Source organism: Necropsobacter rosorum, assembly GCF_964241405.1.
Taxonomy (GTDB): Bacteria; Pseudomonadota; Gammaproteobacteria; order Enterobacterales; family Pasteurellaceae; genus Necropsobacter; species Necropsobacter rosorum.
Window position 1 is genome coordinate 734,011 of record NZ_CAXSXF010000001.1, and the last position, 22,613, is coordinate 756,623.

At 51.7% G+C, this 22,613-nt stretch carries 23 protein-coding genes; 8 read left to right on the forward strand and 15 right to left on the reverse strand.

Annotated features, from left to right (window positions below; translation table 11 throughout):
* Positions 1-44: 44 nt before the first annotated feature.
* The 12 genes from mnmA to ACESOH_RS03520 all read right to left on the reverse strand — a co-directional run bounded on the left by mnmA (position 45) and on the right by ACESOH_RS03520 (position 9,838).
* Complete coding sequence (gene mnmA, locus ACESOH_RS03465; RefSeq protein WP_373099680.1) at positions 45-1,196, reverse strand: tRNA 2-thiouridine(34) synthase MnmA; 1,152 nt, start codon at positions 1,194-1,196, stop codon at positions 45-47.
* 54 nt (positions 1,197-1,250) lie between these two features.
* Complete coding sequence (locus ACESOH_RS03470) at positions 1,251-1,469, reverse strand: tautomerase family protein (RefSeq protein ID WP_032093189.1); 219 nt, start codon at positions 1,467-1,469, stop codon at positions 1,251-1,253.
* Between the two features lie 17 nt (positions 1,470-1,486).
* Positions 1,487-1,735: a (Na+)-NQR maturation NqrM gene (gene nqrM, locus ACESOH_RS03475; RefSeq protein ID WP_032093188.1), complete on the reverse strand. Its 249-nt coding sequence runs from the start codon at positions 1,733-1,735 to the stop codon at positions 1,487-1,489.
* A gap of 3 nt (positions 1,736-1,738) precedes the next feature.
* Entirely contained in the window at positions 1,739-2,785 is a 1,047-nt protein-coding gene (locus tag ACESOH_RS03480) for an FAD:protein FMN transferase (RefSeq protein WP_373099683.1), read from the reverse strand.
* A 60-nt stretch (positions 2,786-2,845) separates the two neighbouring features.
* Positions 2,846-3,199, reverse strand: a complete 354-nt coding sequence (locus ACESOH_RS03485; RefSeq protein ID WP_373099684.1) for a DUF488 domain-containing protein — start codon at positions 3,197-3,199, stop codon at positions 2,846-2,848.
* Between the two features lie 126 nt (positions 3,200-3,325).
* The gene (gene nqrF / locus ACESOH_RS03490; RefSeq protein WP_032093185.1) at positions 3,326-4,549 is read right to left on the reverse strand and encodes an NADH:ubiquinone reductase (Na(+)-transporting) subunit F; all 1,224 of its coding nucleotides are present in this window, start codon (positions 4,547-4,549) and stop codon (positions 3,326-3,328) included.
* A gap of 15 nt (positions 4,550-4,564) precedes the next feature.
* Positions 4,565-5,161, reverse strand: coding sequence for an NADH:ubiquinone reductase (Na(+)-transporting) subunit E (nqrE, locus tag ACESOH_RS03495; RefSeq protein ID WP_032093184.1), 597 nt, complete (start codon positions 5,159-5,161; stop codon positions 4,565-4,567).
* A gap of 3 nt (positions 5,162-5,164) precedes the next feature.
* On the reverse strand, positions 5,165-5,788 hold the full coding sequence (locus ACESOH_RS03500) for an NADH:ubiquinone reductase (Na(+)-transporting) subunit D (RefSeq protein ID WP_032093183.1): 624 nt from the start codon (positions 5,786-5,788) through the stop codon (positions 5,165-5,167).
* Entirely contained in the window at positions 5,788-6,561 is a 774-nt protein-coding gene (locus ACESOH_RS03505; protein WP_032093182.1) for a Na(+)-translocating NADH-quinone reductase subunit C, read from the reverse strand. The genes ACESOH_RS03500 and ACESOH_RS03505 overlap by 1 nt, the downstream gene beginning before the upstream one ends.
* The gene (locus ACESOH_RS03510) at positions 6,554-7,792 is read right to left on the reverse strand and encodes an NADH:ubiquinone reductase (Na(+)-transporting) subunit B (RefSeq protein WP_373099687.1); all 1,239 of its coding nucleotides are present in this window, start codon (positions 7,790-7,792) and stop codon (positions 6,554-6,556) included. The genes ACESOH_RS03505 and ACESOH_RS03510 overlap by 8 nt, the downstream gene beginning before the upstream one ends.
* Before the next feature lie 2 nt (positions 7,793-7,794).
* Positions 7,795-9,135 carry a Na(+)-translocating NADH-quinone reductase subunit A gene (locus ACESOH_RS03515; RefSeq protein ID WP_373099689.1) on the reverse strand — a complete coding sequence of 447 codons (1,341 nt, stop codon included), beginning with the start codon at positions 9,133-9,135 and terminating at the stop codon, positions 7,795-7,797.
* Positions 9,136-9,526: 391 nt separating this feature from the next.
* Positions 9,527-9,838, reverse strand: a complete 312-nt coding sequence (locus ACESOH_RS03520; protein ID WP_373099691.1) for a BolA family protein — start codon at positions 9,836-9,838, stop codon at positions 9,527-9,529.
* Positions 9,839-9,952: 114 nt separating this feature from the next.
* Here ACESOH_RS03520 and ACESOH_RS03525 point away from each other — a divergent pair, with 114 nt between their 5' ends.
* Together ACESOH_RS03525 and mutS are read left to right on the forward strand one after the other, a co-directional pair.
* Positions 9,953-10,549 carry a YajG family lipoprotein gene (locus tag ACESOH_RS03525; RefSeq protein WP_373099693.1) on the forward strand — a complete coding sequence of 199 codons (597 nt, stop codon included), beginning with the start codon at positions 9,953-9,955 and terminating at the stop codon, positions 10,547-10,549.
* Positions 10,550-10,835: 286 nt separating this feature from the next.
* Positions 10,836-13,427, forward strand: a complete 2,592-nt coding sequence (gene mutS, locus ACESOH_RS03530) for a DNA mismatch repair protein MutS (RefSeq protein ID WP_373099695.1) — start codon at positions 10,836-10,838, stop codon at positions 13,425-13,427.
* Between the two features lie 232 nt (positions 13,428-13,659).
* On the opposite strand, the gene ACESOH_RS03535 is transcribed toward mutS, so the two are convergent.
* Positions 13,660-15,273 carry a DNA recombination protein RmuC gene (locus ACESOH_RS03535; RefSeq protein WP_373099697.1) on the reverse strand — a complete coding sequence of 538 codons (1,614 nt, stop codon included), beginning with the start codon at positions 15,271-15,273 and terminating at the stop codon, positions 13,660-13,662.
* Between the two features lie 67 nt (positions 15,274-15,340).
* Here ACESOH_RS03535 and ACESOH_RS03540 point away from each other — a divergent pair, with 67 nt between their 5' ends.
* From ACESOH_RS03540 to ACESOH_RS03565, 6 genes are all read left to right on the forward strand, one after another.
* Positions 15,341-15,937, forward strand: a complete 597-nt coding sequence (locus ACESOH_RS03540; RefSeq protein WP_373099698.1) for a Maf family protein — start codon at positions 15,341-15,343, stop codon at positions 15,935-15,937.
* Between the two features lie 125 nt (positions 15,938-16,062).
* Positions 16,063-16,611: a DNA topoisomerase family protein gene (locus ACESOH_RS03545; protein ID WP_373099699.1), complete on the forward strand. Its 549-nt coding sequence runs from the start codon at positions 16,063-16,065 to the stop codon at positions 16,609-16,611.
* On the forward strand, positions 16,608-17,177 hold the full coding sequence (tsaC, locus tag ACESOH_RS03550; protein ID WP_373099701.1) for an L-threonylcarbamoyladenylate synthase type 1 TsaC: 570 nt from the start codon (positions 16,608-16,610) through the stop codon (positions 17,175-17,177). The genes ACESOH_RS03545 and tsaC overlap by 4 nt, the downstream gene beginning before the upstream one ends.
* 3 nt (positions 17,178-17,180) lie before the next feature.
* Complete coding sequence (gene aroE / locus ACESOH_RS03555) at positions 17,181-17,987, forward strand: shikimate dehydrogenase (protein ID WP_373099703.1); 807 nt, start codon at positions 17,181-17,183, stop codon at positions 17,985-17,987.
* A 281-nt stretch (positions 17,988-18,268) separates the two neighbouring features.
* Positions 18,269-19,777, forward strand: a complete 1,509-nt coding sequence (locus ACESOH_RS03560; RefSeq protein ID WP_032093170.1) for a sodium-dependent transporter — start codon at positions 18,269-18,271, stop codon at positions 19,775-19,777.
* A gap of 1 nt (position 19,778) precedes the next feature.
* Positions 19,779-19,871 carry a methionine/alanine import family NSS transporter small subunit gene (locus tag ACESOH_RS03565; protein WP_032093169.1) on the forward strand — a complete coding sequence of 31 codons (93 nt, stop codon included), beginning with the start codon at positions 19,779-19,781 and terminating at the stop codon, positions 19,869-19,871.
* 107 nt (positions 19,872-19,978) lie between these two features.
* On the opposite strand, the gene ACESOH_RS03570 is transcribed toward ACESOH_RS03565, so the two are convergent.
* On the reverse strand, positions 19,979-20,731 hold the full coding sequence (locus ACESOH_RS03570) for an ATP-binding cassette domain-containing protein (RefSeq protein ID WP_373099705.1): 753 nt from the start codon (positions 20,729-20,731) through the stop codon (positions 19,979-19,981).
* 25 nt (positions 20,732-20,756) lie between these two features.
* Entirely contained in the window at positions 20,757-22,580 is a 1,824-nt protein-coding gene (locus ACESOH_RS03575) for a glycine betaine ABC transporter substrate-binding protein (protein WP_373099707.1), read from the reverse strand.
* Positions 22,581-22,613 lie beyond the last annotated feature (33 nt).

Here is a 22,613-nt window from a genome sequence, read left to right on the forward strand (position 1 = left end):
AAGTGCGGTCTTTTTCACCGCACTTTGGCTGAATAGTCAATTCGTTATTTGATTTGCCGTTCTATCACGCCGCCGCCGAGACAGACTTCGCCTTGATAGAACACCGCGGACTGGCCGGGTGTGACCGCAATTTGCGGTTGTTCGAAACGGACTTCGATGCCATCGTCATGCAGCGGGATAATTTGGCAGGCAATATCCGCCTGACGATAACGGGTTTTCACCGTGCAGCGCAACGGCTGACGCAGCGGTTGGCGCTCCACCCAATGCAGCTGGCCGGCGATCAGTCCGCGCGACAGCAGCGCCGTATTATCCAGCCCCTGAGCCACCACTAACACGTTATTTTGCAGATCTTTTTCCACCACATACCAGGCATTTTCGTCTTTGCCTTTGATACCGCCGATGCCCAATCCTTTACGCTGGCCGAGCGTGTGGTACATCAGACCCTGATGGCGTCCGATAATCTCGCCCTCGGTGGTTTTTATATCGCCCGGTTGCGCGGGCAGAAAACGCGCCAGAAAATCTTTGAATTTACGCTCGCCGATAAAACAAATGCCGGTGGAATCTTTTTTCTTCGCCGTCGCCAGCCCCAGCTCTTCGGCAATGGCGCGCACGATCGGTTTTTCAATGTCGCCGACCGGAAATAGGCTTTGCGCCACCTGCTGATGGCTCAGAGTATAAAGAAAATAGCTCTGATCCTTGTTATTGTCCAGACCGCGCAAAAGTTGCGCCCGACCGTCGACATCGCGCCGGCGCACATAATGGCCGGTGGCGATATAATCGGCGCCCAGATCCTCGGCGGCATAGTCCAGAAAGGCTTTGAATTTGATTTCTTTATTGCACAGAATATCCGGATTCGGCGTGCGGCCGGCTTTATATTCCGCCAGAAAATGTTCGAACACGTTGTCCCAGTATTCGGCGGCAAAGTTAATTTTATGCAGGCGAATCCCCAGTTTATCGCACACCGCCTGCGCATCGGCCAGATCCGCCGCTGCAGTGCAATAGTCGGTGTCGTCGTCCTCTTCCCAGTTTTTCATAAACAGGCCTTCCACCTGATAGCCCTGTTGCTGCAAAATAAAGGCGGATACGGAAGAATCCACCCCGCCCGACATGCCGACGATCACTTTTCGTTTGCCGTGTTCGGCAAGCTGCGCGGCGCTGAGCTGCGGGAAATGCTGTTGGTAGGTTTCTGATTTCATTATGTTCTCCGGCACCTAAAGTGCGGTCGTTTTTTATCAAGTTTTCGCCGTCGTTTATTCTTCGCAGGATGTCTCCTGACGCCGTACGGTAACGGTTTTGCCGCCGATTCCCCAGTTATCGGTTTCCACTTCGTCGATCACCACCACGGTGGTGGCCGGATTTTTTCCCAGCACATTGTGCAGCAGTTCGGTCACACCGCGGATAAGTTCCGCTTTTTGCTGCGCCGTCGGCGCTTCCTTGCCGCCGGTCACTTTGATATTAACATAAGGCATAATGTTGCTCCGAAAAATTATTTCACTTCGTAAAACTGCGCGTTATTTTTCTCAAAACGCGCTAACTCCGCCGGATCCGCTTCCCCTTTCGCCACTTTTTGTTTCAGGTTATCGCAAGGTTCTTCACAGTCGCAGACTTTTTTCAGTCCGAGGCTGGAAATGCCGCCGCAGCTGCCGGCGATGGATTTTTTCTTCACGATATAGCCCAGTGACATGCCGAGGATCACCAGAATAAACAGGCCGAAGGTAATCAAAAATAATTGCATAGGTTATTCCTTGTTGTTTAACAGTTTTTCAAACGCGGAGGACATTTTGGTGGAAAAGCCGTCCTGCGTTTTGATGATCAGATAAACCGGCAGATTGTGTTGTTCCGCGATCTGTAGGGCTTTATCCTCGCCCAATACGAACAAGCCGGTGGACAATCCGTCCGCGCGCATAGACGACGGATCCAGCACGGTAATTGAAGCTAAATGATGCTGGATCGGGTAGCCGCTTTTCGGATCGATTTCATGGGAAAAGCGTTTGCCGTTATCCTCAAAATAATTGCGGTAATCGCCGGAGGTGGCCATCGCCAGATTCCCCAGTCCGATAACCTGTTCTACCGCTCTCGAACCGTCAAAGGTCGGCTTTTCAATGGCGATTTGCCAGACTTTTCCCTCGAGATTGCGGCCTTTGGCGCGGATTTCACCGCCGATTTCCACCAGATAATCGGCAATGCCGATACTTTCGATATAGTCCGCCACTTTATCGACGCCGAAACCTTTGGCGATGGAGGAGAGATCAACATAGAGTTCGGGAACGGTTTTTTCAAGGTAAAAACGCCCGTCCTTTTCGCTTAATTTCAGCTTTTCAATGCCGACCCATGCCTGCCGCTGCGCCAATTGCTGTGCTGTGGGTTGTTTTTCAACCCGTTTTTCCGGGCCGAATCCCCATAAATTGACCAGCGGCCCGACGGTAATATCCAGCGCCCCTTCGGTAAGACGGTTTAAGCGCAGCGCCTCACCGATAACGGTGGCCAAATCGGCCGAAATTTCAACCGGCGTATCCGTTTGACGCGACTGATTAAAGCGGCTGAGTTCCGAACTCGGAATATAAGTGGACATTTTATCGTTCACGTCTTTTAAAATCGTTTCGACCTGTTCGTGCGTGCGTTCGGTATCCGCTGCCGAGCTGCCGTCGTCGATATATTTAATATGATAGGTCGTGCCCATGGTTTTGCCGCTCAGCGTCGTGATCTGCGGCTCCTTATTGCAGGCGGCCAGCATCAGGCCACATAACGCCAGACAACACCAGCTAAAAATTCGTTTCTTTTTCATAATGTCGGAATGCCTGCATATCTGATTGAAAATAATAAAGATACCAAGCATAAAAATAGATTATTGGTTTAACGCTTCCAGTAACACCGGAATATGACTTTTTTGCGGATTTTTGACCGCACTTAACAGCAACACATTGTCATATTGTTGCGCTAGAGCTTTCAGCTGTGCCAATCCCTGCTGTTGTTCGGTACCGAGCAACTCCTGATGATACCGTAGTTTAAACAGCTCGAAATTCGCCGCCGGATCCTGATGAAACCATTTGCGCAGTTCATTGGACGGCGTGACGGATTTTAACCATAAACAGTGCTGAAACAATGCCTTATGCACTCCGCGCGGGTAAAGTCGGTCAACGAACACCGCACATTGGTTTGCCTGCGGGGTGAAATCATAAATGCGCTGAAAACTGAACATGATGTTCTCCTTACCGTACTTATCGGCTAAACCGCGGTTGAAAGACGGCATGTGACGGTTTTCTGTGCCGAATAATGGTGAAAGCGGCCAGATTTCTGACCGCTCTTATTTACGCGCTGAGTTTTATCAGCCGCCGAAATCATCCAATAAGATGTTTTCATCTTCCACACCCAGATTTTTCAGCATGCCGATCACGGCGGCGTTCATCACCGGCGGTCCGCACATGTAGTATTCGCAATCTTCCGGCGCTTCGTGATTTTTCAGATAATTTTCATAAAGCACGTTGTGAATAAATCCGGTGTAACCGTCCCAGTTGTCGTCTGGCAACGGATCGGACAACGCCACATGCCAGGTAAAATTCGGATTTTCGGCCTGTAACTGATCGAAATCTTCCACATAGAACATTTCCCGCTTGGAGCGTGCGCCGTACCAGAAGGAAATTTTACGTTTGGAATGCAGACGTTTTAACTGGTCGAAAATATGCGAACGCATCGGCGCCATACCGGCACCGCCGCCGATAAACACCATTTCCGCATCGGTATCTTTGGCGAAGAATTCGCCGAACGGCCCGGAAATCGTCACTTTATCACCCGGTTTTAACGACCAGATATAAGAGGACATTTGTCCCGGCGGCACGTCAGGATTACGCGGAGGCGGCGTCGCAATACGTACGTTCAGCATAATAATGCCTTTTTCTTCCGGATAAGACGCCATGGAATAGGCGCGGATAATATGATCGTCCACTTTGGACACATAACGCCATAAATCGTATTTATCCCAGTCTTCGTGATATTCCTGCGGAATGTCGAAGTCTTTGTAATAAACCGTATGCGGTTCGGCTTCAATCTGAATATAGCCGCCGGCACGGAACGGTACTTCCTCGCCTTCCGGAATCGCCAGTTTGAGCTCTTTAATGAAAGTCGCTTTGTTATCGTTGGAGATAACGGTGCATTCCCATTTTTTCACCCCGAACACTTCTTCCGGCAGTTCGATTTTCATGCTGTTCTTCACGTTGACCTGACAGGAAAGGCGATAGCCCTCTTTCGCTTCACGTTTCGAAATATGGGAAAGCTCGGTCGGCAGAATATCGCCGCCGCCTTCCGTTACTTTTACGACGCATTGACCGCAGGAACCGCCGCCGCCGCAAGCGGAGGACACGAAGATGCCTTTGCTCGCCAGCGCGCCTAATAATTTACCGCCGGCCGGCAGGCTGATCGCTTTGCTCGGATCGTTATTGATTTCAATTGTAATGTCGCCGGAGTTTACCAGTTTGGATTTGGCGAATAAGATGATAACCGCTAAAACCAATACGATAACCGTGAACATTGCAATGCCAAGAGTAATTTCCATTCTATATCCCCTTTGTTACAACTGAATGCCTGAGAAGGACATAAAGCCGAGCGCCATCAGACCGACGGTGATAAAAGTAATGCCTAAACCGCGCAGCCCTGCCGGTACATCGGCATATTTCATTTTCTCAGTAATCCCTGCCAGCGCCACAATCGCCAGCATCCAGCCCGTACCGGCACCAATACCGTACACCACCGATTCGGCGAAATTATAATCGCGCTGAACCATAAAGGATACGCCACCGAAAATCGCACAGTTTACCGTGATCAGCGGTAAAAAGATCCCCAGCGCGTTGTATAACGCGGGAAAGAATTTATCCAGTACCATTTCGAGAATTTGTACTAACGCCGCAATCACTCCGATAAAGGTAATAAAGTTAAGGAAACTTAAATCAATCCCTTCAACCAACGCGCTGTCTTTAAGAATTAAAGAATACACCAGTTGGTTGACCGGCACGGAAATACCCAGTACGACGATAACCGCAATCCCCAGACCGAAGGCGGTGGACACTTTTTTCGAGACCGCCAGGAACGTACACATTCCCAGGAAGAAAGAAAGCGCCATATTTTCGATAAATACGGATTTAACGAATAAGCTAATATAATGTTCCATCGATTATTTCTCCACCTGTTCCGGTTTCCAGGTTCTTAAGCCCCAGATTAAGAAACCAATGATAAAGAATGCGCTCGGCGCCAGTAAGAACAGACCGTTAGTCTGGTACCAGCCGCCATCCTGTAAGGTTTGGAAGACGGTCGTGCCGAATAATTTTCCGGAACCGATTAACTCGCGAATAAACGCCACCGTCACCAGAATCGCGCCGTAACCCAGACCGTTACCGATACCGTCCACAAAACTTTCTACCGGTGCCGATTTCATGGCGAACGCTTCGGCGCGCCCCATCACGATACAGTTAGTAATAATCAGACCGACGAAAACGGACAGCTGTTTTGATAAATCATAAGCGTAAGCACGCAGGATTTGATCCACCAGAATAACCAGTGACGCAATGATCGCCATTTGTACGATAATACGGATACTGTTCGGAATATAGTTACGGATTAACGAAATAAAGAAGCTTGAAAACGCCGTAACCAAACTTACCGCAACCGCCATTACCACCGCGGTCTCAAGTTTGGTGGTTACCGCCAACGCAGAACAAATACCTAAAATTTGTAATGCAATCGGGTTGTTATCGATGACCGGCGATAACAACAGCTTTTTAAGATTTGAACCAGCCATTAGTTAGCCCCCGCTTTTAATTTTGCCAAATACGGACCAAACCCTTTTTGACCCAACCAGAATTTAAAGGAATTGTTCACTCCGTTACTGGTCAGGGTAGAGCCTGATATCGCGTCGATGCCGTGTTCTTTATTGGACGATGCGCCTTTGCCGACAAATAATGCCGCTTTATCGCCGTCAAATAATTTCTTGCCGGCAAATTGTGCCTGCCAGCGCGGATTTTCGATTTCACCGCCCAGCCCCGGCGTTTCGCCGTGCTCATAGTAGGTGATTCCGTTGACGGTGTTGCCGTCCGGCTGTACCGACAGGAAACCATACATGGTGGACCATAAGCCGCGTCCGTAAATCGGCAGCACGACCTGCGAGACCTGTCCGTCACCGCCTTTAACCAGATAGACTTCGGCCAAATTGGCGCGATTGCGGATGCCGGCCTGATCCTCATCGGCAGTCAACGCCTGACTTTGTTTCGGATCTTTTACCGCCGCTTTCGCATCAAAGTTAGCCGGACAATCGGTGTAATCGCCGCTGTCCAGCTCCACGCAGCGGGCTTCGATATTTTTGGCGAAAATATCTTTAATCTGCCCGGCTTTGGTATCCGCATTTAATAAACCGGCCACACTGAGAATATTTTTTTGTTTATCCAGTTGTTTCTGTTCTTCCTGTGTCGGTTTCAGCAATACCGCCGAACCCGCTACGATAACGGAACAAACCAAACTTAACAGCACAACCACCGAGATTGTGCCGCCGATACTGTCTTTATTGAATTTAGCCATTGCGTGCTCTCCGACGTTTAATATTTGCCTGAACTACAATGTAGTCGAATAACGGCGCAAACAGGTTGGCAAATAAAATAGCCAACATCATGCCTTCCGGATATGCCGGGTTTACCACGCGGATAAGCACCGCCATCACGCCGATTAGCGCACCGTACCACCATTTACCTTTATTGGTGAACGCCGCAGATACCGGATCGGTGGCCATAAACAGCATACCTAAGGCAAAACCGCCTAACACTAAATGCCAGTGCCAAGGCATAGCAAACAGCGGATTAGTGGCGGAACCGATAAGATTAAACAAGGTTGAAGTGGCGATCATACCGATCATCACACCGGCGATAATCCTCCAGGATGCGATTCGGGCGACGACGATAACCAGCCCGCCGATTAACAGCGCCAGGGTAGAAACTTCACCGATAGAGCCCGGCAGATTACCTAAAAAGGCATCCATCCAGGTAATCGGCTGTCCGGTCGCCACATGTTTCAGTGCAGCTTCGCCGCCGCTTGACCATTGCGAAAGTGCGGTCGCACCGGAAAAACCATCCGCGGCAACCCAGACCATATCGCCGGAAATCTGTGCCGGATAAGCAAAAAAGAGAAACGCACGTCCCGCTAATGCCGGGTTCATAAAGTTTTTACCCACGCCGCCGAACACTTCTTTCGCCACCACGACACCGAAAGTCGTCGCCAGTGCCGCCTGCCATAACGGTAATGTCGGCGGAACAATCAGGGCTAACAGAATGGAGGTGACAAAGAAACCTTCATTGACCTCGTGTTTGCGCACCATCGCAAACAACACTTCCCAGAAACCGCCGACCAAAAAGACCACCAGATAAATCGGCAGGAAGAAAATCGCCCCCAGCGCCATTTTCGCCAGCACGCCGGCATCCGGTGAAACCAGACCCAATGTGTCAGCAAGCGCGAAATGCCAGTCGTTAGCCGCATTTTGCGCCAGATTCTGCGCGAAATCACCGACGCTTAACGCCAGTATCGACTGCGCCCCGACGTTGAACATACCGTAGAACATCGCCGGAAACAGTGCCAGCCAAACCAACACCATCATACGTTTTGAATCTAACGCATCGCGTATATGAGCGGCTTTTGTGGTGACCGTACCCGGCGTATATAAAAATGTCGCCGTCGCTTCGTATAATGCGAACCATTTTTCATATTTACCGCCCGGTAAAAATGCAGGTTCCATTTTCTCTAAAAGATGTTTTAAACCCATTTTTAACCTTCCTTCTCGATCTTATCCAGCGCCGCGCGCAGCATCGGACCGTATTCGTTTTTTCCCGGACAGACGAACGTGCAAAGCGCCAGATCCTCTTCGTCCAGCTCCAGACAGCCTAATGCTTGCGCACTGTCCGTATCGCCTGCGGCTAAATCACGCAGTAATAATGTCGGAATAATATCCAACGGCATGACCCGCTCATAAGCGCCGATCGGCACCATTGCGCGATGACCGCCGTTCAGCGCGGAAGTAAAGTTAAACAGTTTATGCCCGAAATGTCCCAGTACCGTGCGGGTAATTGAGAATTTATTCGCGCCCGGCATCATCCAGCCTAAAAACTCTTTCTCGCGTCCCTCGGCAATCACGGCAACCTGTAGAGCATAACGTCCCAGATAATCGACCGGGCCGGTCGCGGTATGACCGCTCAGCACGGAACCGGAAATCACCCGATTTTCGCCGTCTTTTAACTCATTTGCCGTCAACTGCGACAAATTAGCGCCGAGCTGGGTATAAATCAGACGCGGATTTTTCACCTGCGGGCCGGCTAACGCCACCACACGCCCGGTGTAAAGTTCGCCGCTGGTAAATAATTTACCAATGGCGATCACATCCTGATAATTAACAGACCAGACGGATTTGGTCGCGCTGACCGGATCAATGAAATGAATATGCGTACCGCTTAAGCCCGCCGGATGCGGCCCGCTGAACTCATGCACCGCCAGATTCGGCAAATCGGCGGTCGGAATCTGACTGCCGGCCGCTTTGCATAAATGTACCTGACCTTCATGCAGGCGACTTAATACGGTCAGACCGTCAATAAAATCCTGCCCGTGTTCTTTTAACACCACTTCCGGATTTGCCGCCAGCGGGTTGGTATCCATGGCATTGACGAAGATCGATGCCGGCACGGCGTCAACAGCAGGAATTTTACTGAACGGACGGGTGCGAAGTGCGGTCCATAATCCTGAAGTTTGCAGATTTTGCCGAACCTGTTCGGCACTCAGGGTTTTCAGTTCGGCCGCCGCGTAGTGAGCGAACGTGACTTGTTCATCCCCGGCAATTTGAATCACTACGGACTGTAATACTCGCTTGGCGCCGCGATTAATCGCGCTAACGGTTCCGCTTGCCGGCGCGGTAAAAAAGACGCCGGGATTCTTTTTGTCTTCAAAAAGCACCTGACCTTTTTTCACCGTATCGCCTTCGCGCACCTTCATGGAAGGCCGCATACCCACATATTCTTCGCCAAGCAAGGCAACTTCAGTAACGGCGTTACCGCTACGGATTACTTGTTCCGGACTTCCCGCAATAGGAAGATCCAAGCCTTTTTTAATCGTAATCATATTGTTTGCACTACTTTTCGTTAGATTAAAAATATAGCTACCGCACTTTTACCGTCGTGACGGCAACATGCGGCAACCTCGTCTTGAGTAATGATTTTCAGAGCTATCCGGACTATCTGCGAACATAACAAAATAGTAATAATAGTTCTCCAACCATATAAAATTTAAAACTCAAATTCTGTCGTTTCGGGCGTCTATTTTATGTACAAAATATAACGTTAAAATTTCGTAAAAATTAGCTGCTCATTTTAACCAAATAATAAAATTCATGCCACTTAAGCGCGGCATTTTTCCCCTGTTTTTGCGAAAAAAAGCAGAATATTTGTAAAAAATCAACTTTTCGGCACAGGAAAAATTTTACTGTACCGCCAATGAGGTATGAGACGGCGCCTTAATGGCCGACGCCGGCACAACGGGTGGACGACGGTATCCGGCGGTTCAGATTCTCCCACTCCGACGGGCTGTAAGTATGCAGCGCCAGCGCATGAATCCCGTTTTGCAGATCCGCCGCCAGCAGCTGATAAACCGCGCGGTGACGGGCAATTTTCGCCATGCCGGCAAACGCCTCGCAGACAATCACGATCTTAAAATGCGACTCGGCGCCGCGTCCCGCGCTGTGAAGATGGCTTTCGTTCTCAATATGCAAAAAGTGCGGTGCAAATTCGGCATGAATTTTAGCCTGTAATTCCTGTTGTTTGGACATCGCGTTTCCTTGTTTCTGTGGTAAATTTTTCGTGCTTTTCGCGCCCAGAGACTATACATTACCCGGGAAGTTTGCAAGAATAACCGTCACTTTTTTTGATTATCGAGGTGATCTATGGGTTTTAAAAAATTTTCCGTTGCCGCACTGATGGCCGGTGCGCTGCTGCTGAGCGCCTGCCAGAGCCAGCCAAGCAGTACATTAAGTTTCACACCGCCGGCGCCGACCACGCAGTTTAACGCGGCGAACCAGAATGCCGTACTGAACATTGCGACGCGTGATGCGCGCACGCAACCTGAAATATCCAGTTATGTCATCAACGGCGGCGTCTTTAAACTGTTTGCCGAACCGACCGTAACACAACTGTTTGATCAGGTCATCAAACAGGATCTGAACGCCAAAGGCTTCCGTATCGCCGCCACACCGGCGCAATCCAACAGCAACGTACTCGTTGATGTCACCGATTTTTATGCCAAAGTCGAACAAGGCGATTTACGCTATAAAATCACGACCAATATACAGTTGAACGTGCAGGTACAGGGCGCGAAAGGGCAGTTCACCAAGAAAATCGGCGGCACCCGAACACAGGAAGGCGCTTTCAGTGCAAAAAATGACGAAATTCAGAAAGTGCTGAACCAAACCTTTTCCGAAGTGGTACAGGCGGTTTACCGCGATCAGGAAATTGCCGCAGCGATTAGTAAATTCAGCAATTAATCCATCCGCACATCCGGCCCTGATCGCCGTACGGCGATCAGGGCCTTTGCCGAACGGAAAGCTTCGGCGTTTTCTTCCTAAACAGGCATCATCACAGCCGTTTTCGCCCGGTATTTTTTCAGCCCAAAAATCATGCTGCTTTTTTTAGCGGTGGCTTTTTGATATCGCGGCTCATACAATAATTGTGCGATTGCCTTATCGCCTTCTGCACAAAAATCCGGATTCGTTATAAAATAGCAGCGCGCAGAAAATCCTCTGACAAGAAAATAATAAAACGGATAACGCAATGAAATTAGACAAAAAAACTGATCAACACACGCCGATGATGCAGCAATACCTGCGTTTAAAAGCAGAAAATCCCGATATTCTGCTGTTTTACCGCATGGGCGATTTTTATGAATTATTTTACGATGACGCCAAAAAAGCGGCGGCATTGCTGGATATTTCGCTGACCAAGCGCGGCCAGTCGGCAGGTCAGCCGATTCCCATGGCGGGCGTGCCTTATCACGCGGTGGAAGGCTATCTGGCCAAACTGGTGCAGCTTGGCGAAAGCGTGGCGATTTGTGAACAGATCGGCGACCCGGCCACCGCCAAAGGGCCGGTGGAACGCCAGATTGTGCGTGTGGTTACGCCCGGTACGGTGAGCGACGAAGCGCTGCTGCCGGAGCGGCAGGATAATCTGATTGCGGCGGTATATCAGGAAAAAGAGCACTTCGGTCTGGCGACATTGGATATGACATCGGGGCGCTTTCAGCTCAGCGAACCCGATTCGCAACAACATCTACAAGCGGAATTACAGCGCATCCAGCCGGTCGAACTGCTGTATTGCGAAGATTTCGCCGCACTGCATATCATTGAACATGCCAAGGGTTTGCGCCGGCGTCCGGTGTGGGAATTTGAGTTAAACACGGCGGTTCAGCAATTAAACCGCCAGTTCGGCACCAAAGATTTACGCGGTTTCGGGGTGGAAAAGGCATTGCTGGGGCTGTGCGCCGCCGGCTGTCTGCTGCAATATGCGCAGGAAACTCAACGCACCGCTCTGCCGCATATTCAAAGTATCAGCCTGCTGCAAAACAGCGATACCGTTCAGCTGGATGCCGCCACCCGGCGCAATCTGGAGCTGACCCAAAATCTTGCCGGCGGCACGGAAAATACGCTGGCATCGGTGCTGGATAAGTGCGTCACCCCGATGGGCAGCCGCCTGCTGAAGCGCTGGATCCACCAGCCGATTCGCAATGTTAAAAAGCTGCAGCAGCGCCAACAAACGATCAGCGCGATTTTACAGCAGGATCTGATCAGCCAACTGCAACCCTGTCTGCAGCAGGTGGGCGATATGGAACGGATTCTGGCTCGCGTGGCGTTGCGTTCCGCCCGTCCGCGCGATTTAACCCGCCTGCGCACCGCGCTGACACAGATTCCGTTGCTGAAACACATTCTGCAAGCGGAAAATTGCCCGTTTTTGACCGCACTTTGCCAGCAAATGAACGATTTTTCGGCACAACGGGAGTTACTGCAACGGGCGATTATCGATAACCCGCCGCTACTGATCCGCGACGGCGGTGTGATCGCCGCAGGTTATCACGCCGAACTGGATGAATGGCGTTCGCTGGCGGAAGGGGCGACGCAATATCTGGACGATCTGGAAAAACGCGAACGGGAAAGCACCGGCATCGATACCCTGAAAATCGGCTTTAATGCGGTACACGGCTATTATATTCAAATCAGTCAGGGACAGGCGCACAAAGCTCCGATTCATTATGTGCGCCGGCAAACCCTGAAAAATGCCGAGCGGTATATCATTCCCGAACTGAAAACTTATGAAGATAAAGTGCTGAAAGCCAAAGGCGCCTCTCTGGCGCTGGAAAAACAGCTGTATGAAGAAATTTTTGCCCAATTATTACCGCACTTGGGCGAATTGCAGCGCGCCGCACTGGCGCTGGCGGAGCTGGATGTGCTGAGCAATCTGGCGGAACGGGCGCAGACGCTGAATTACATCGCGCCGCAGTTCAGCGAGCAAATCGGCGTCACGATTGAGCAGGGGCGTCACCCGGTGGTGGAGCAGGTTTTAAAAGAGCCTTTTATCGCCAACCCGGTGCAATTGGACAGCGCGCGCCATTTGCTGATCATCACCGGCCCGAATATGGGCGGTAAAAGCACCTATATGCGCCAGACCGCACTGATCACCTTAATGGCGTACATCGGCAGCTTCGTGCCGGCGGAAAGTGCGCGGATCGGGCCTGTCGATCGCATCTTTACCCGCATCGGCGCCTCCGATGATCTGGCCTCCGGCCGTTCGACATTTATGGTGGAAATGACCGAAATGGCCAATATTCTGCATCAGGCCACCGCCCACAGCTTAGTGCTGATTGATGAAATCGGGCGCGGCACCTCCACCTACGACGGCTTGTCCCTGGCCTGGGCTTGCGCGGAATGGCTGGCCAAACAGTGCCGCTCGCTGACCTTATTCGCCACCCATTATTTTGAACTGACCGTATTGCCCGAACAACTGCCGGGCAGCGCCAATATTCACCTTGATGCGCTGGAACACCACGATACCATCGCCTTTATGCACGCGGTACAGGAAGGCGCAGCGAGCAAAAGTTACGGCCTAGCGGTCGCCGCGCTGGCGGGCGTACCGCAGCCGGTCATCAAACTGGCGAAACAAAAACTCAAACAGTTGGAACAACTTTCCCTGCAAAACCGTAGCCTAGACCCGCACGAACTGCTCACCGGCCGACAAACCCAAGGCGAACTGGCGTTAATGGAAGAGGAAGAAAGCCAAAGTGCGGTGCTGGAAATGCTGGAAAAACTCGAGCCCGACGACATGACCCCGAAACAGGCGCTGGCGTATTTATATCAATTGAAAAAAATGATTTAGAAAACGGCAGTACGATTACATAAAAAGCATAACATTATCATTTTGTTATGCTTTTTTATTGGTTTGAAGGAATAAAACCGACTATCCATTGACGGCTGAACCCGGTTAAATCGGCATAAAATACACCGGCGTTACCTCCGGCACGGTTTGCTATCCGCAAGCGCCGGAACGGCATTAATATCATCTCGTATCATCTCGCCTGACTTCAGCAACGCGCAATGCCGCCGGCGCGCTATTCGCCCGCATCCTCCTCTGCTTTTAGCGCAATCAGTTTTTCTACCTCCAAATCCTGATGCAGCAGCGCCACATCCGGCAGGGTTTTGGTGGCTTTGGCGGATAAATCGCGGAAACGCTCGACTTTTCCCGCCAGTCCTTGCTGGCCTACCAGCGCCGTGACCGTGCTGTTGTAATGGCTGCTGACGGTGCTGAGCGTGCCGCCCAGTTTGGCCAGCCGTTCGGCGACCAGACAGATCTGATTGTAGATTTCGCCGGCTTTGGCGCTGATTTCCTTCGCCTCACGGTTGCCGCGCTCAATCCGCCACAGGTTGGCGACCGTACGCAGAATGGGCATCAGAGTGGTATGGGAAACCAGAATCACGTTTTTCTCATAGCCGTAGTTAAACAGCGTGCTATCCAGTTTCAGCGCTTCCATATAAGCCGGTTCCAGCGCAATAAACATCAGCACGAAATTCGGGCTGCGCATGCCGATCAGGTTGCTGTAATCTTTGTGCGATAAATCGTCGATATGATTTCTGATCGCCTTAATATGCTCGCGCAAAAGCGACTGCCGTTGGTTTTCGTCTTCCGTATTGACCGCACTTTCGTAAGCGACCAGCGACATTTTGCTGTCGATAATAATATGCTTATCATCCGGCAGATTCAGGATAAAATCCGGGTAATTATGTTTGCCGTGTTCGTCTTTAAAATGCGCCTGCGCGCTGTAATGGGCGTCTTTTACCAGCCCCGCCAGCTGTAGCGCCCGTTCAAGCTGCACTTCGCCCCAGTTGCCCAGCGTTTTTTTCTCGCCTTTCAGGGCGGAAGTCAGATTATTGGCCTCCTGCGACATACTCAGCCCGATTTGCAGCACTTTTTTGATTTCCGCTTCCAATCCCGCATTGCCTTTCAGCGCTTCGGAATGAATCTCGTTCACCCGTTTCTGGAATCCGTCGATTTGTTCACGGAACGGTTTCAGCAGCTGATCCAGCGCCGCTTGGTTGCTCTGGCTGAAACTGCGGCTTTTCTCCTCCAGAATCCGGTTGGCCAGATTCTGAAACTCGACGCTGAGCTGCTGTTTGCCGTGCTCGAAATTCTGTTGCTGGGCGGCAAAGTGTTTTTCCTTTTCCGCCAGACTGGTTTTCAGCGCGGTCAGCTCACGCCAAAGTGCGGTGTTTTTTTCGCTTAAATCGGCATATTCCCGCTCTTTGCGCGCCAGGCCGTCGCGGCTTTGTTCAAGCTGGCGGCTTAAACTGTCCGCCTGCGCCCGGGCGGCGCCGAAACGTTCATTCAGGGCGGTGATCCGGGCGGCGATATTTTCATGCCGCGCCTGTTCCTCATCCAGCTCTTGTTGCAGGTAAGCGAGTTTTTCATCACGCTCCCGTAAACGCACCTGCAATCCGTCGGCGCTGGTCTGCGCTTTAATCAGCCCTTGTTCCGACAGGATTTTTTGCTGTGACAGATGCTCGTATTTTTCCAGCAACTGATTATAATCATTGATATTTTTATTTAAATCCTGTTGCAGACGGTAAATCGTCTGTTTACGCCGCACGGCAATAAACAGCAGCGTCAAACCGATCAACACACACAGCAGCACCGCCGCCAACCATTGATTCTGAGTAAATTCAAACATAGCTATTCCTTATTTTGCCGCTTAAGTATAAACTAAATTCCTTCCGAATAAACAACCGATCAATGTGATGTCCACAACCCAACTTTATCTGGCCTCAAACAGTCCGCGCCGCCTACAGCTTTTGCAGCAACTCGGGCTGCATGTCGAAGTGTTTGCCGCCGCTATTGACGAAACTCCGCTCACAGGGGAAACGCCGGCGGATTACGTTATGCGCATGGCGCAGCAAAAAAACCGGGCGGCGGTGGCATTATGGCAAAAACAGCAGCAAAAACCACCGCACTTACCGTTTCTGTCCGCCGATACCATTGTGGTCGCGGAGGGGCAAATTCTCGGCAAACCACGCAATGACGCGCACGCCGCACAGATGCTGCGTCGCCTGTCCGGCCGTACTCATCAGGTGATGACCGCCGTTTGCCTGTTCCACCAAGCCCGCCGGCATGACATTGTGCAAACCAGCCAAGTATGCTTTACCGCGCTGACGGAGGATGACATCCGGCGTTATATCGCCGGCAAAGAACCGATGGATAAAGCCGGCGCCTACGGTATTCAGGGCATGGGTGGCATTTTCATCCGGCATATTGAAGGCAGTTTTACCGGCATTATGGGACTGCCGGTGTTCGAAACCGCGCAGCTGCTACGCCATGCCGGCATCGTGCTGCCGTAAAAGGCGACGGCGGCACATTGCGTTCGGCGCCATTGTCGCTTAAAATTGCCGACGGCAAACGCAAAAACGACATGCCGGCGCCAAACATTCGGCTTAATCGTCCCTAATCAGCAAGCGGAAATATTATGAACAAGCGTCTTTTTCAACCGACCAAACAAACCGAGCCTTGCCCGCAGTGCGGCTCGCCGCTGGTGATGAAAAAAGGCAAAAAGGGCTTGTTTTTAGGCTGTAGTAATTACCCGGATTGCGATTACCTCAAACCGTTACAGCCGCATCACAACACGCAAATTATTAAATCGCTCCCTCAACGCTGCCCGCAGTGCGGTCATGTTTTACAGTTAAAACAAGGCAGCTACGGGATGTTTATCGGTTGCAGCAACTATCCGCAATGTCAGTTTGTGGTGCAGGAAGAGGCCCCGCCGCCGGAACAGACGATCGGCTGTCCGGAATGCGGGCAGGGAACGCTGGTAGCCAGACGCGGACGGCAAGGAAAGTTATTCTACGGCTGCAGCCGATACCCGAAATGTAAATTCACCTTACCCGACAAGCCTTATGCCGTCAGCTGTCCCGCCTGCGGCGGACAGGTTTGCAGCTTAAAAAAAGAAAGCGAAACGCACCGCACTTGGCAATGTGCGGCACGAGGCTGTCGGCATATTTTTGACACGGCACTATGAATACGCAACACCCCGCCAATGTGCAATATATCGTTGAACAACTGAAACGCAATCAGGTTGTCGCCTATCCCACCGAAGCGGTATTCGGCCTGGGTTGCAATCCGCTGAACGAAAGTGCGGTACAAAAATTATTAGTTTTGAAACAGCGTCCTGTGGAAAAAGGCTTGATTTTGGTCGCACCGACCTTAAGTTATCTACAGCCTTTTATTAATGTCACCACCCTTGATGCCGCACAGTTGCAGCGCCTCACCGCCCGTTACGATCGCCCGACCACTTGGCTGGTTCCGGCGGCGCCGGGCACGCCGGCCTTTTTAACCGGGCGCTTTGACAGCATTGCAATCCGTTTATGCCGCCATGAGGCGGTGCGTTTGTTGTGCGAACAAACGGGATTTGCGCTGATTTCCACCAGCGCCAATTTAAGCGGATTGCCGCCGTGCCGTACCGCACAGGAAGTGAAAGCCCAGTTCGGCGCGGATTTCCCGGTGTTGGAAATGGCGACGGGGCAGGCGGAAAATCCGTCGACCATCCGCGATCTGCTGACCAATCAAGTAATCAGACAAGGATAATCTATGGATAAATACGCGGTTTGGGGCAATCCGATTGCGCAAAGCAAATCCCCGCAAATCCACCGGCGGTTCGCCGAACAATGCGCTCAGCAGCTGGAATATACGGCAATGCTGGGCGATTTACAGCACTTCGAGCAACAACTGGCCGCCTTTTTTGCCGCCGGCGCGCAAGGCTGCAATATCACCGCGCCGTTTAAAGAGCGGGCGTTTCAGCTCGCCGATTGCCACAGCGAACGCTGTCTGAGCGCCGGTGCCTGCAACACGCTGAAAAAACTGGCAGACGGCCGGCTTTATGCCGATAACACCGACGGCGCCGGACTGGTCAGCGATTTACAGCGTTTAAACCTGCTTAAAGCGCGGCAATCGGTGCTGGTTCTGGGAGCCGGCGGCGCGGCGAAAGGCGTTTTGCTGCCGTTATTGCAGGCGCAGCAAAATCTGACTCTCGCCAACCGCACGTTAAGCAAAGCGCAGGCGCTGGCAGAACATTTCGCTCGCCGCGGCGCAATCCGGGCGCTGGCCATCCATGCCGTTCCGTTGCAGAAATTCGATTTGATCATCAACGCCACCTCGCTGGGCTTGCAGGGCAAAACCGTGGACATCGACCCGCAGATTCTGCAGCAGGCCGGCGCGGTTTACGATATGCAATATGGCAAAGATGCCGATACGCCTTTTGTCGCGCGCTGTAAACGCCTCGGCGTACCGCAGGTGTACGACGGTTTCGGCATGCTGGTCGGGCAGGCGGCGCATGCCTTTTATTTATGGCGCGGTGTGATGCCGGATGTCAATCCGCTGCTGAATCATTTCCGCTGACGCTTCAAAAGAGAAATCCTGGTTGACCTTAATGCCGCATAAAACGCGCTTTTTTATTGCCAGCGTTTTATGCGGCGGTTTCCGCGCTTTTTGGCAAGATAAGTTAATTTCACGCTAAAAACAGATTATTTATTCAAATTAAAACCACAAAACAGCATTAAAAACTATAAACATAAATAAAATACGCCGCCTGATGATATTTTTAACTATTGACTAGAAATAATATTGCGCTATATTCCTAACCCTTAGCACATTCATCTAACAATAAAAAAGGTAATTATATGGCTCAGTCAACTGCTAAAAGAGAAACTTTCTCAGGCCGCAGAGCCTTTATCATCGCCGCCATCGGTTCCGCCGTCGGACTCGGCAACATCTGGCGTTTCCCTTATGTCACTTACGAAAACGGCGGCGGCGCGTTTATCGTGCCTTACGTTATCGCCCTGCTCACCGCGGGTATTCCGCTGCTGTTTTTAGATTACGCCATCGGGCACCGTCACCGCGGCGGGGCGCCTTTATCCTATCGCCGTTTTAACCGCCATTTCGAAACTTTCGGCTGGTGGCAGGTGATGGTAAATGTGATCATCGGTCTGTATTACGCCGTCGTTCTCGGCTGGGCGGCAAGTTATACTTATTTTTCCTTTACTTCCGCTTGGGGCGATAAACCGATTGATTTTTTTATCGGCGAATTTCTGCAAATGGGCGATATCGCACAAGGCGTCAGCTTTGATTTCGTCACCATGGTGACCGGCCCGCTGATTGCGGTCTGGCTGGTTGCCTTAGGCGTGCTGGCGCTGGGGGTACAAAAAGGGATCGCCAAATCCTCCGGCATTTTAATGCCGTTGTTGGTGGTTATGTTTATCGTGCTGGTGGTTTCCTCGCTGTTCCTGCCGGGCGCCGCCAAAGGGCTGAATGCGTTATTTACGCCGGACTGGTCGAAGCTGTCCGATCCGAGCGTGTGGATCGCCGCTTACGGGCAGATTTTCTTTTCGCTCTCTATCTGTTTCGGCATTATGATTACCTACGCCTCTTATTTGAAAAAAGACTCGGATTTAACCGGCTCCGGCTTGGTAGTCGGTTTTGCCAACAGCAGTTTTGAACTGCTGGCCGGCATCGGCGTATTCGCCGCACTCGGTTTTATGGCGACCGCCGCCGGCCAGGAAGTGAGCGAAGTGGCGAAAGGCGGTATCGGTCTGGCCTTTTTCGCCTTTCCGACCATTATCAATCAGGCGCCGTTCGGCCATATTCTCGGCGTGCTGTTTTTCGGTTCCTTAACCTTTGCCGCGCTGACCTCGTTTATTTCGGTGATTGAAGTGATTATTTCCGCGGTACAGGATAAATTACGCACCCGCCGGGTGAAAACCACGTTTATCGTCGGCCTACCGATGATGTTCGTCTCGGTGATGTTGTTCGGCACCACCACCGGTTTGCCGATGCTGGACGTGCTGGATAAATTCATTAACTATTTCGGTATCGTCGCCGTCGCCTTCGTGTCGCTGATCGCCATTGTAGCCAATGAAAAACTCGGCGTGCTGGGCGATCACTTAAACGAAACGTCGTCATTTAAAGTGGGCTTTTTCTGGCGCCTGTGCATCGTGATCACCACCGGTATTCTGGCCTTTATGTTATTAAGCGAAGGCGCCAAAGTCTTTTCCGAAGGCTATGAAGGTTACCCAAGCTGGTTTGTGAACACCTTCGGCTGGGGCATGTCGATAAGTTTGGTGGTGATTTCCTTCCTGCTTTCCCGTTTAAAATGGAAAAGCGAAGCACTCACGCAGAAACAAGGAGAATAATATGAATGCCAGCGCAATTATTATGATGATCGTCGCTTTAGTGATTATCTGGGGCGGGCTGGTTTACGCGATTAAACGTCTGCCGAAAGAATAAAACCTCGCCGAAACGCACCGCACTTTTCTCATTCGGGCAAAAGTGCGGTGCTTTTTTTAATCTTTTATGCCGGCTTGCCGTTGCGGCCCAAGCGCTGCAAGAAAAGCTTACGGGTTGTTCTCATCGGCAATCCGTTTTTGCATGAATTGAGCGGTGTAATCGCTGTTCGGATGATTTTGCAGCTGCTCGAACGTTCCGCTTTGCACCACACGCCCTCGTTCCAGCAGCACCACAAAATCACTGAGCAAACGCACTTCATCCAAATCGTGACTGACAAACACAATGGTTTTGCGCCATTTCGCCTGTAAGGTCAGCAGCAAAGTCTGCAAGGCCTGCCGAGTGATCGGATCCAGCGCGGAAAACGGTTCATCCATCAGCAGAATCGGCGTATCGCAGGCGAACGCGCGGGCAATACCGACGCGCTGTTTCATCCCGCCCGACAAGGCTTGCACCGGACTTTGCGCATTATCCGCCAGCCCCACTTCGTTCAGCCAGCACAGCGCCCGCTTGCGCCGTTCGGGGCGCTTAACTCCTTTGACTTTTAAACCGTATTCGATATTTTCGATCACCGATAAATGGGGCAGTAAACCGAAATGCTGAAACACCATACTGACCTGATTACGGCGAAACTGCTGCAAGGCATGCGCATCGAACGCCGCCAGATTTTTCCCTTCGATCAGGATTTCCCCCTCGCTCGGCTCCAGCAGACGGTTAATATGGCGCAGCAAGGTGGATTTGCCCGAACCGGACAGCCCCATTATGCAACTGATCTTTCCCGCCGGCAAACCGAGACTGACTCGATCCAGCGCACGGTGCGTGCCGTAATATTTACTGACATTATTGAATTCAATATTATTCATCGGCGAACCGCCTTAATCTGCGTCGTCATTGCTTTCCTCCATAGCCCTGCGTAATCCGATCGACAATAATCGCCAGAATCACAATCGCACCGCCCGCCTGCAACCCCTGCCCGACATTTAACGTTTGGATCGCCTGCAAAATCACCTGTCCCAGCCCGGCCGCGCCGATCATTGACGCCAAGACCACCATCGACAGCGACATCATCACGGTCTGATTAATACCCGCCATAATCTGCGCTTTGGCCGAGGGCAGAATAATCCAGCACAACATCTGCCAGCGACTGCTGCCGAACGCGCGTCCGGTTTCCAGCAATTCCGGCTCGATACGGCGAATTCCCAGCACTGTGAGGCGAATCAGCGGCACAATGGCGTAAATAATACAGGCGAACATCGCCGGCACTTTGCCCAGCCCGAACAGCATCAGCACCGGAATCAGATACACAAAGCTCGGCATAGTCTGCATCACATCAAGCAGCGGCAGCACCAAACGATAACAACGCCGGCGCTTGGCCAGCACAATGCCGAGCGGGATGCCCAATATCACGGTAAACCCGATAGACACCACCATTAACGCCACGGTCTGCATAGACGCCTGCCACACGCCCAGCGCACCGAGCAAAAACAACCCCGCACCGCTAAACAGGGTGAACAGAGGGCGTTTGGTGCTGTGCCAGACCACCAGACACACCGACAGAATAAACAGCCACGGCGGCAGAGAAAGAAAAAATCGCTCCACCGGATTCAGCAGTGAATGCTGCAACGTTAAACTTATGTGACGGAAATAATCGCCGTAATGCTGAACCGTATTTTTCAGCCATCGGTTAAAGGGTTCCTGAATCGACCAATGCGGAAAAAATCCTTCGCTCGCAGCCGGTTCGCTAAACTGTGCGGACAGCCGCTCTGCGATTTCGGCAGACACCCATTTTTGCCAGCGCTGCGGATATTGCGCCAGAAACTGCGCCGCCTGCTGCTCTCCGCTGTGCTGCCGCTCGTTCATGAGCAGAATCTGGCGGTTCAGGGTATCGGCATCCAGCTCAACCTTTTGCAAAAACGCGATCAGCTCGGGGTAGCGCTCGGCAAATCGGGCGGACACCGCAACCGACAGCCGCGATACGGGAAATCCCGACACACAACTATCCTGACTGTGCGCATTCAGCAATTCCGCCCAGCAGCGCCCATCAAAGGCGGGAAACTCCAACGGCACGAAAGCGTATTTCGCCATTAACCCGGTTGGCTGCCAATAATAAAATAACAACGGTTTTTGCTGTTCGTAATAAGCGGAAATTTCGCTGTCCAGCGCCGAGCCGGTGCCGGTCGGCACATTGTTGAACTGCGCCTCCAGCTTCAAATTGTGCAGCAAACGGGTATTGAACACTTCACAGGTCCAACCGGCGGGACAATTCAGAAAACGGGCACGTTCGGGGTCATTCGGATCCCGAAACAAATGGGCGAAGCGCGGTAAATCCGCGACGCTTTTCAGCTCAGGATACTGGCGTCGCACATAATCGGGAATATACCAGCCTTGCGTGGCGCCGCCTTTCAGCGTATCGCCGACAATGCGGATCCGCCCTTCGGCAATAGCGCGCGTCATCACTTCCGAGCGGCCGACCCAGACTTCACCGATAATCTGAATATCATTCTGCATCAGCGCATTTTCCAGCGCCACGCCCGCCCCGGAAATTTCTTCCGTCGGATAGCCATACCCCTTTTCAATGATCATCCGCAGCAGGGCGGTGGTAAACTGCCCGCTTTCCCAGTCTAAACGGGCAAATTTTATCGGCTGCGGCGCCGCCTGTGCAAACGCGCTGAATAAACACAACAGCAACAGCGTTCGGATCCGTTTGTGCATGCTTTTTTACCTTTTGATTGTTCACCTTGATTT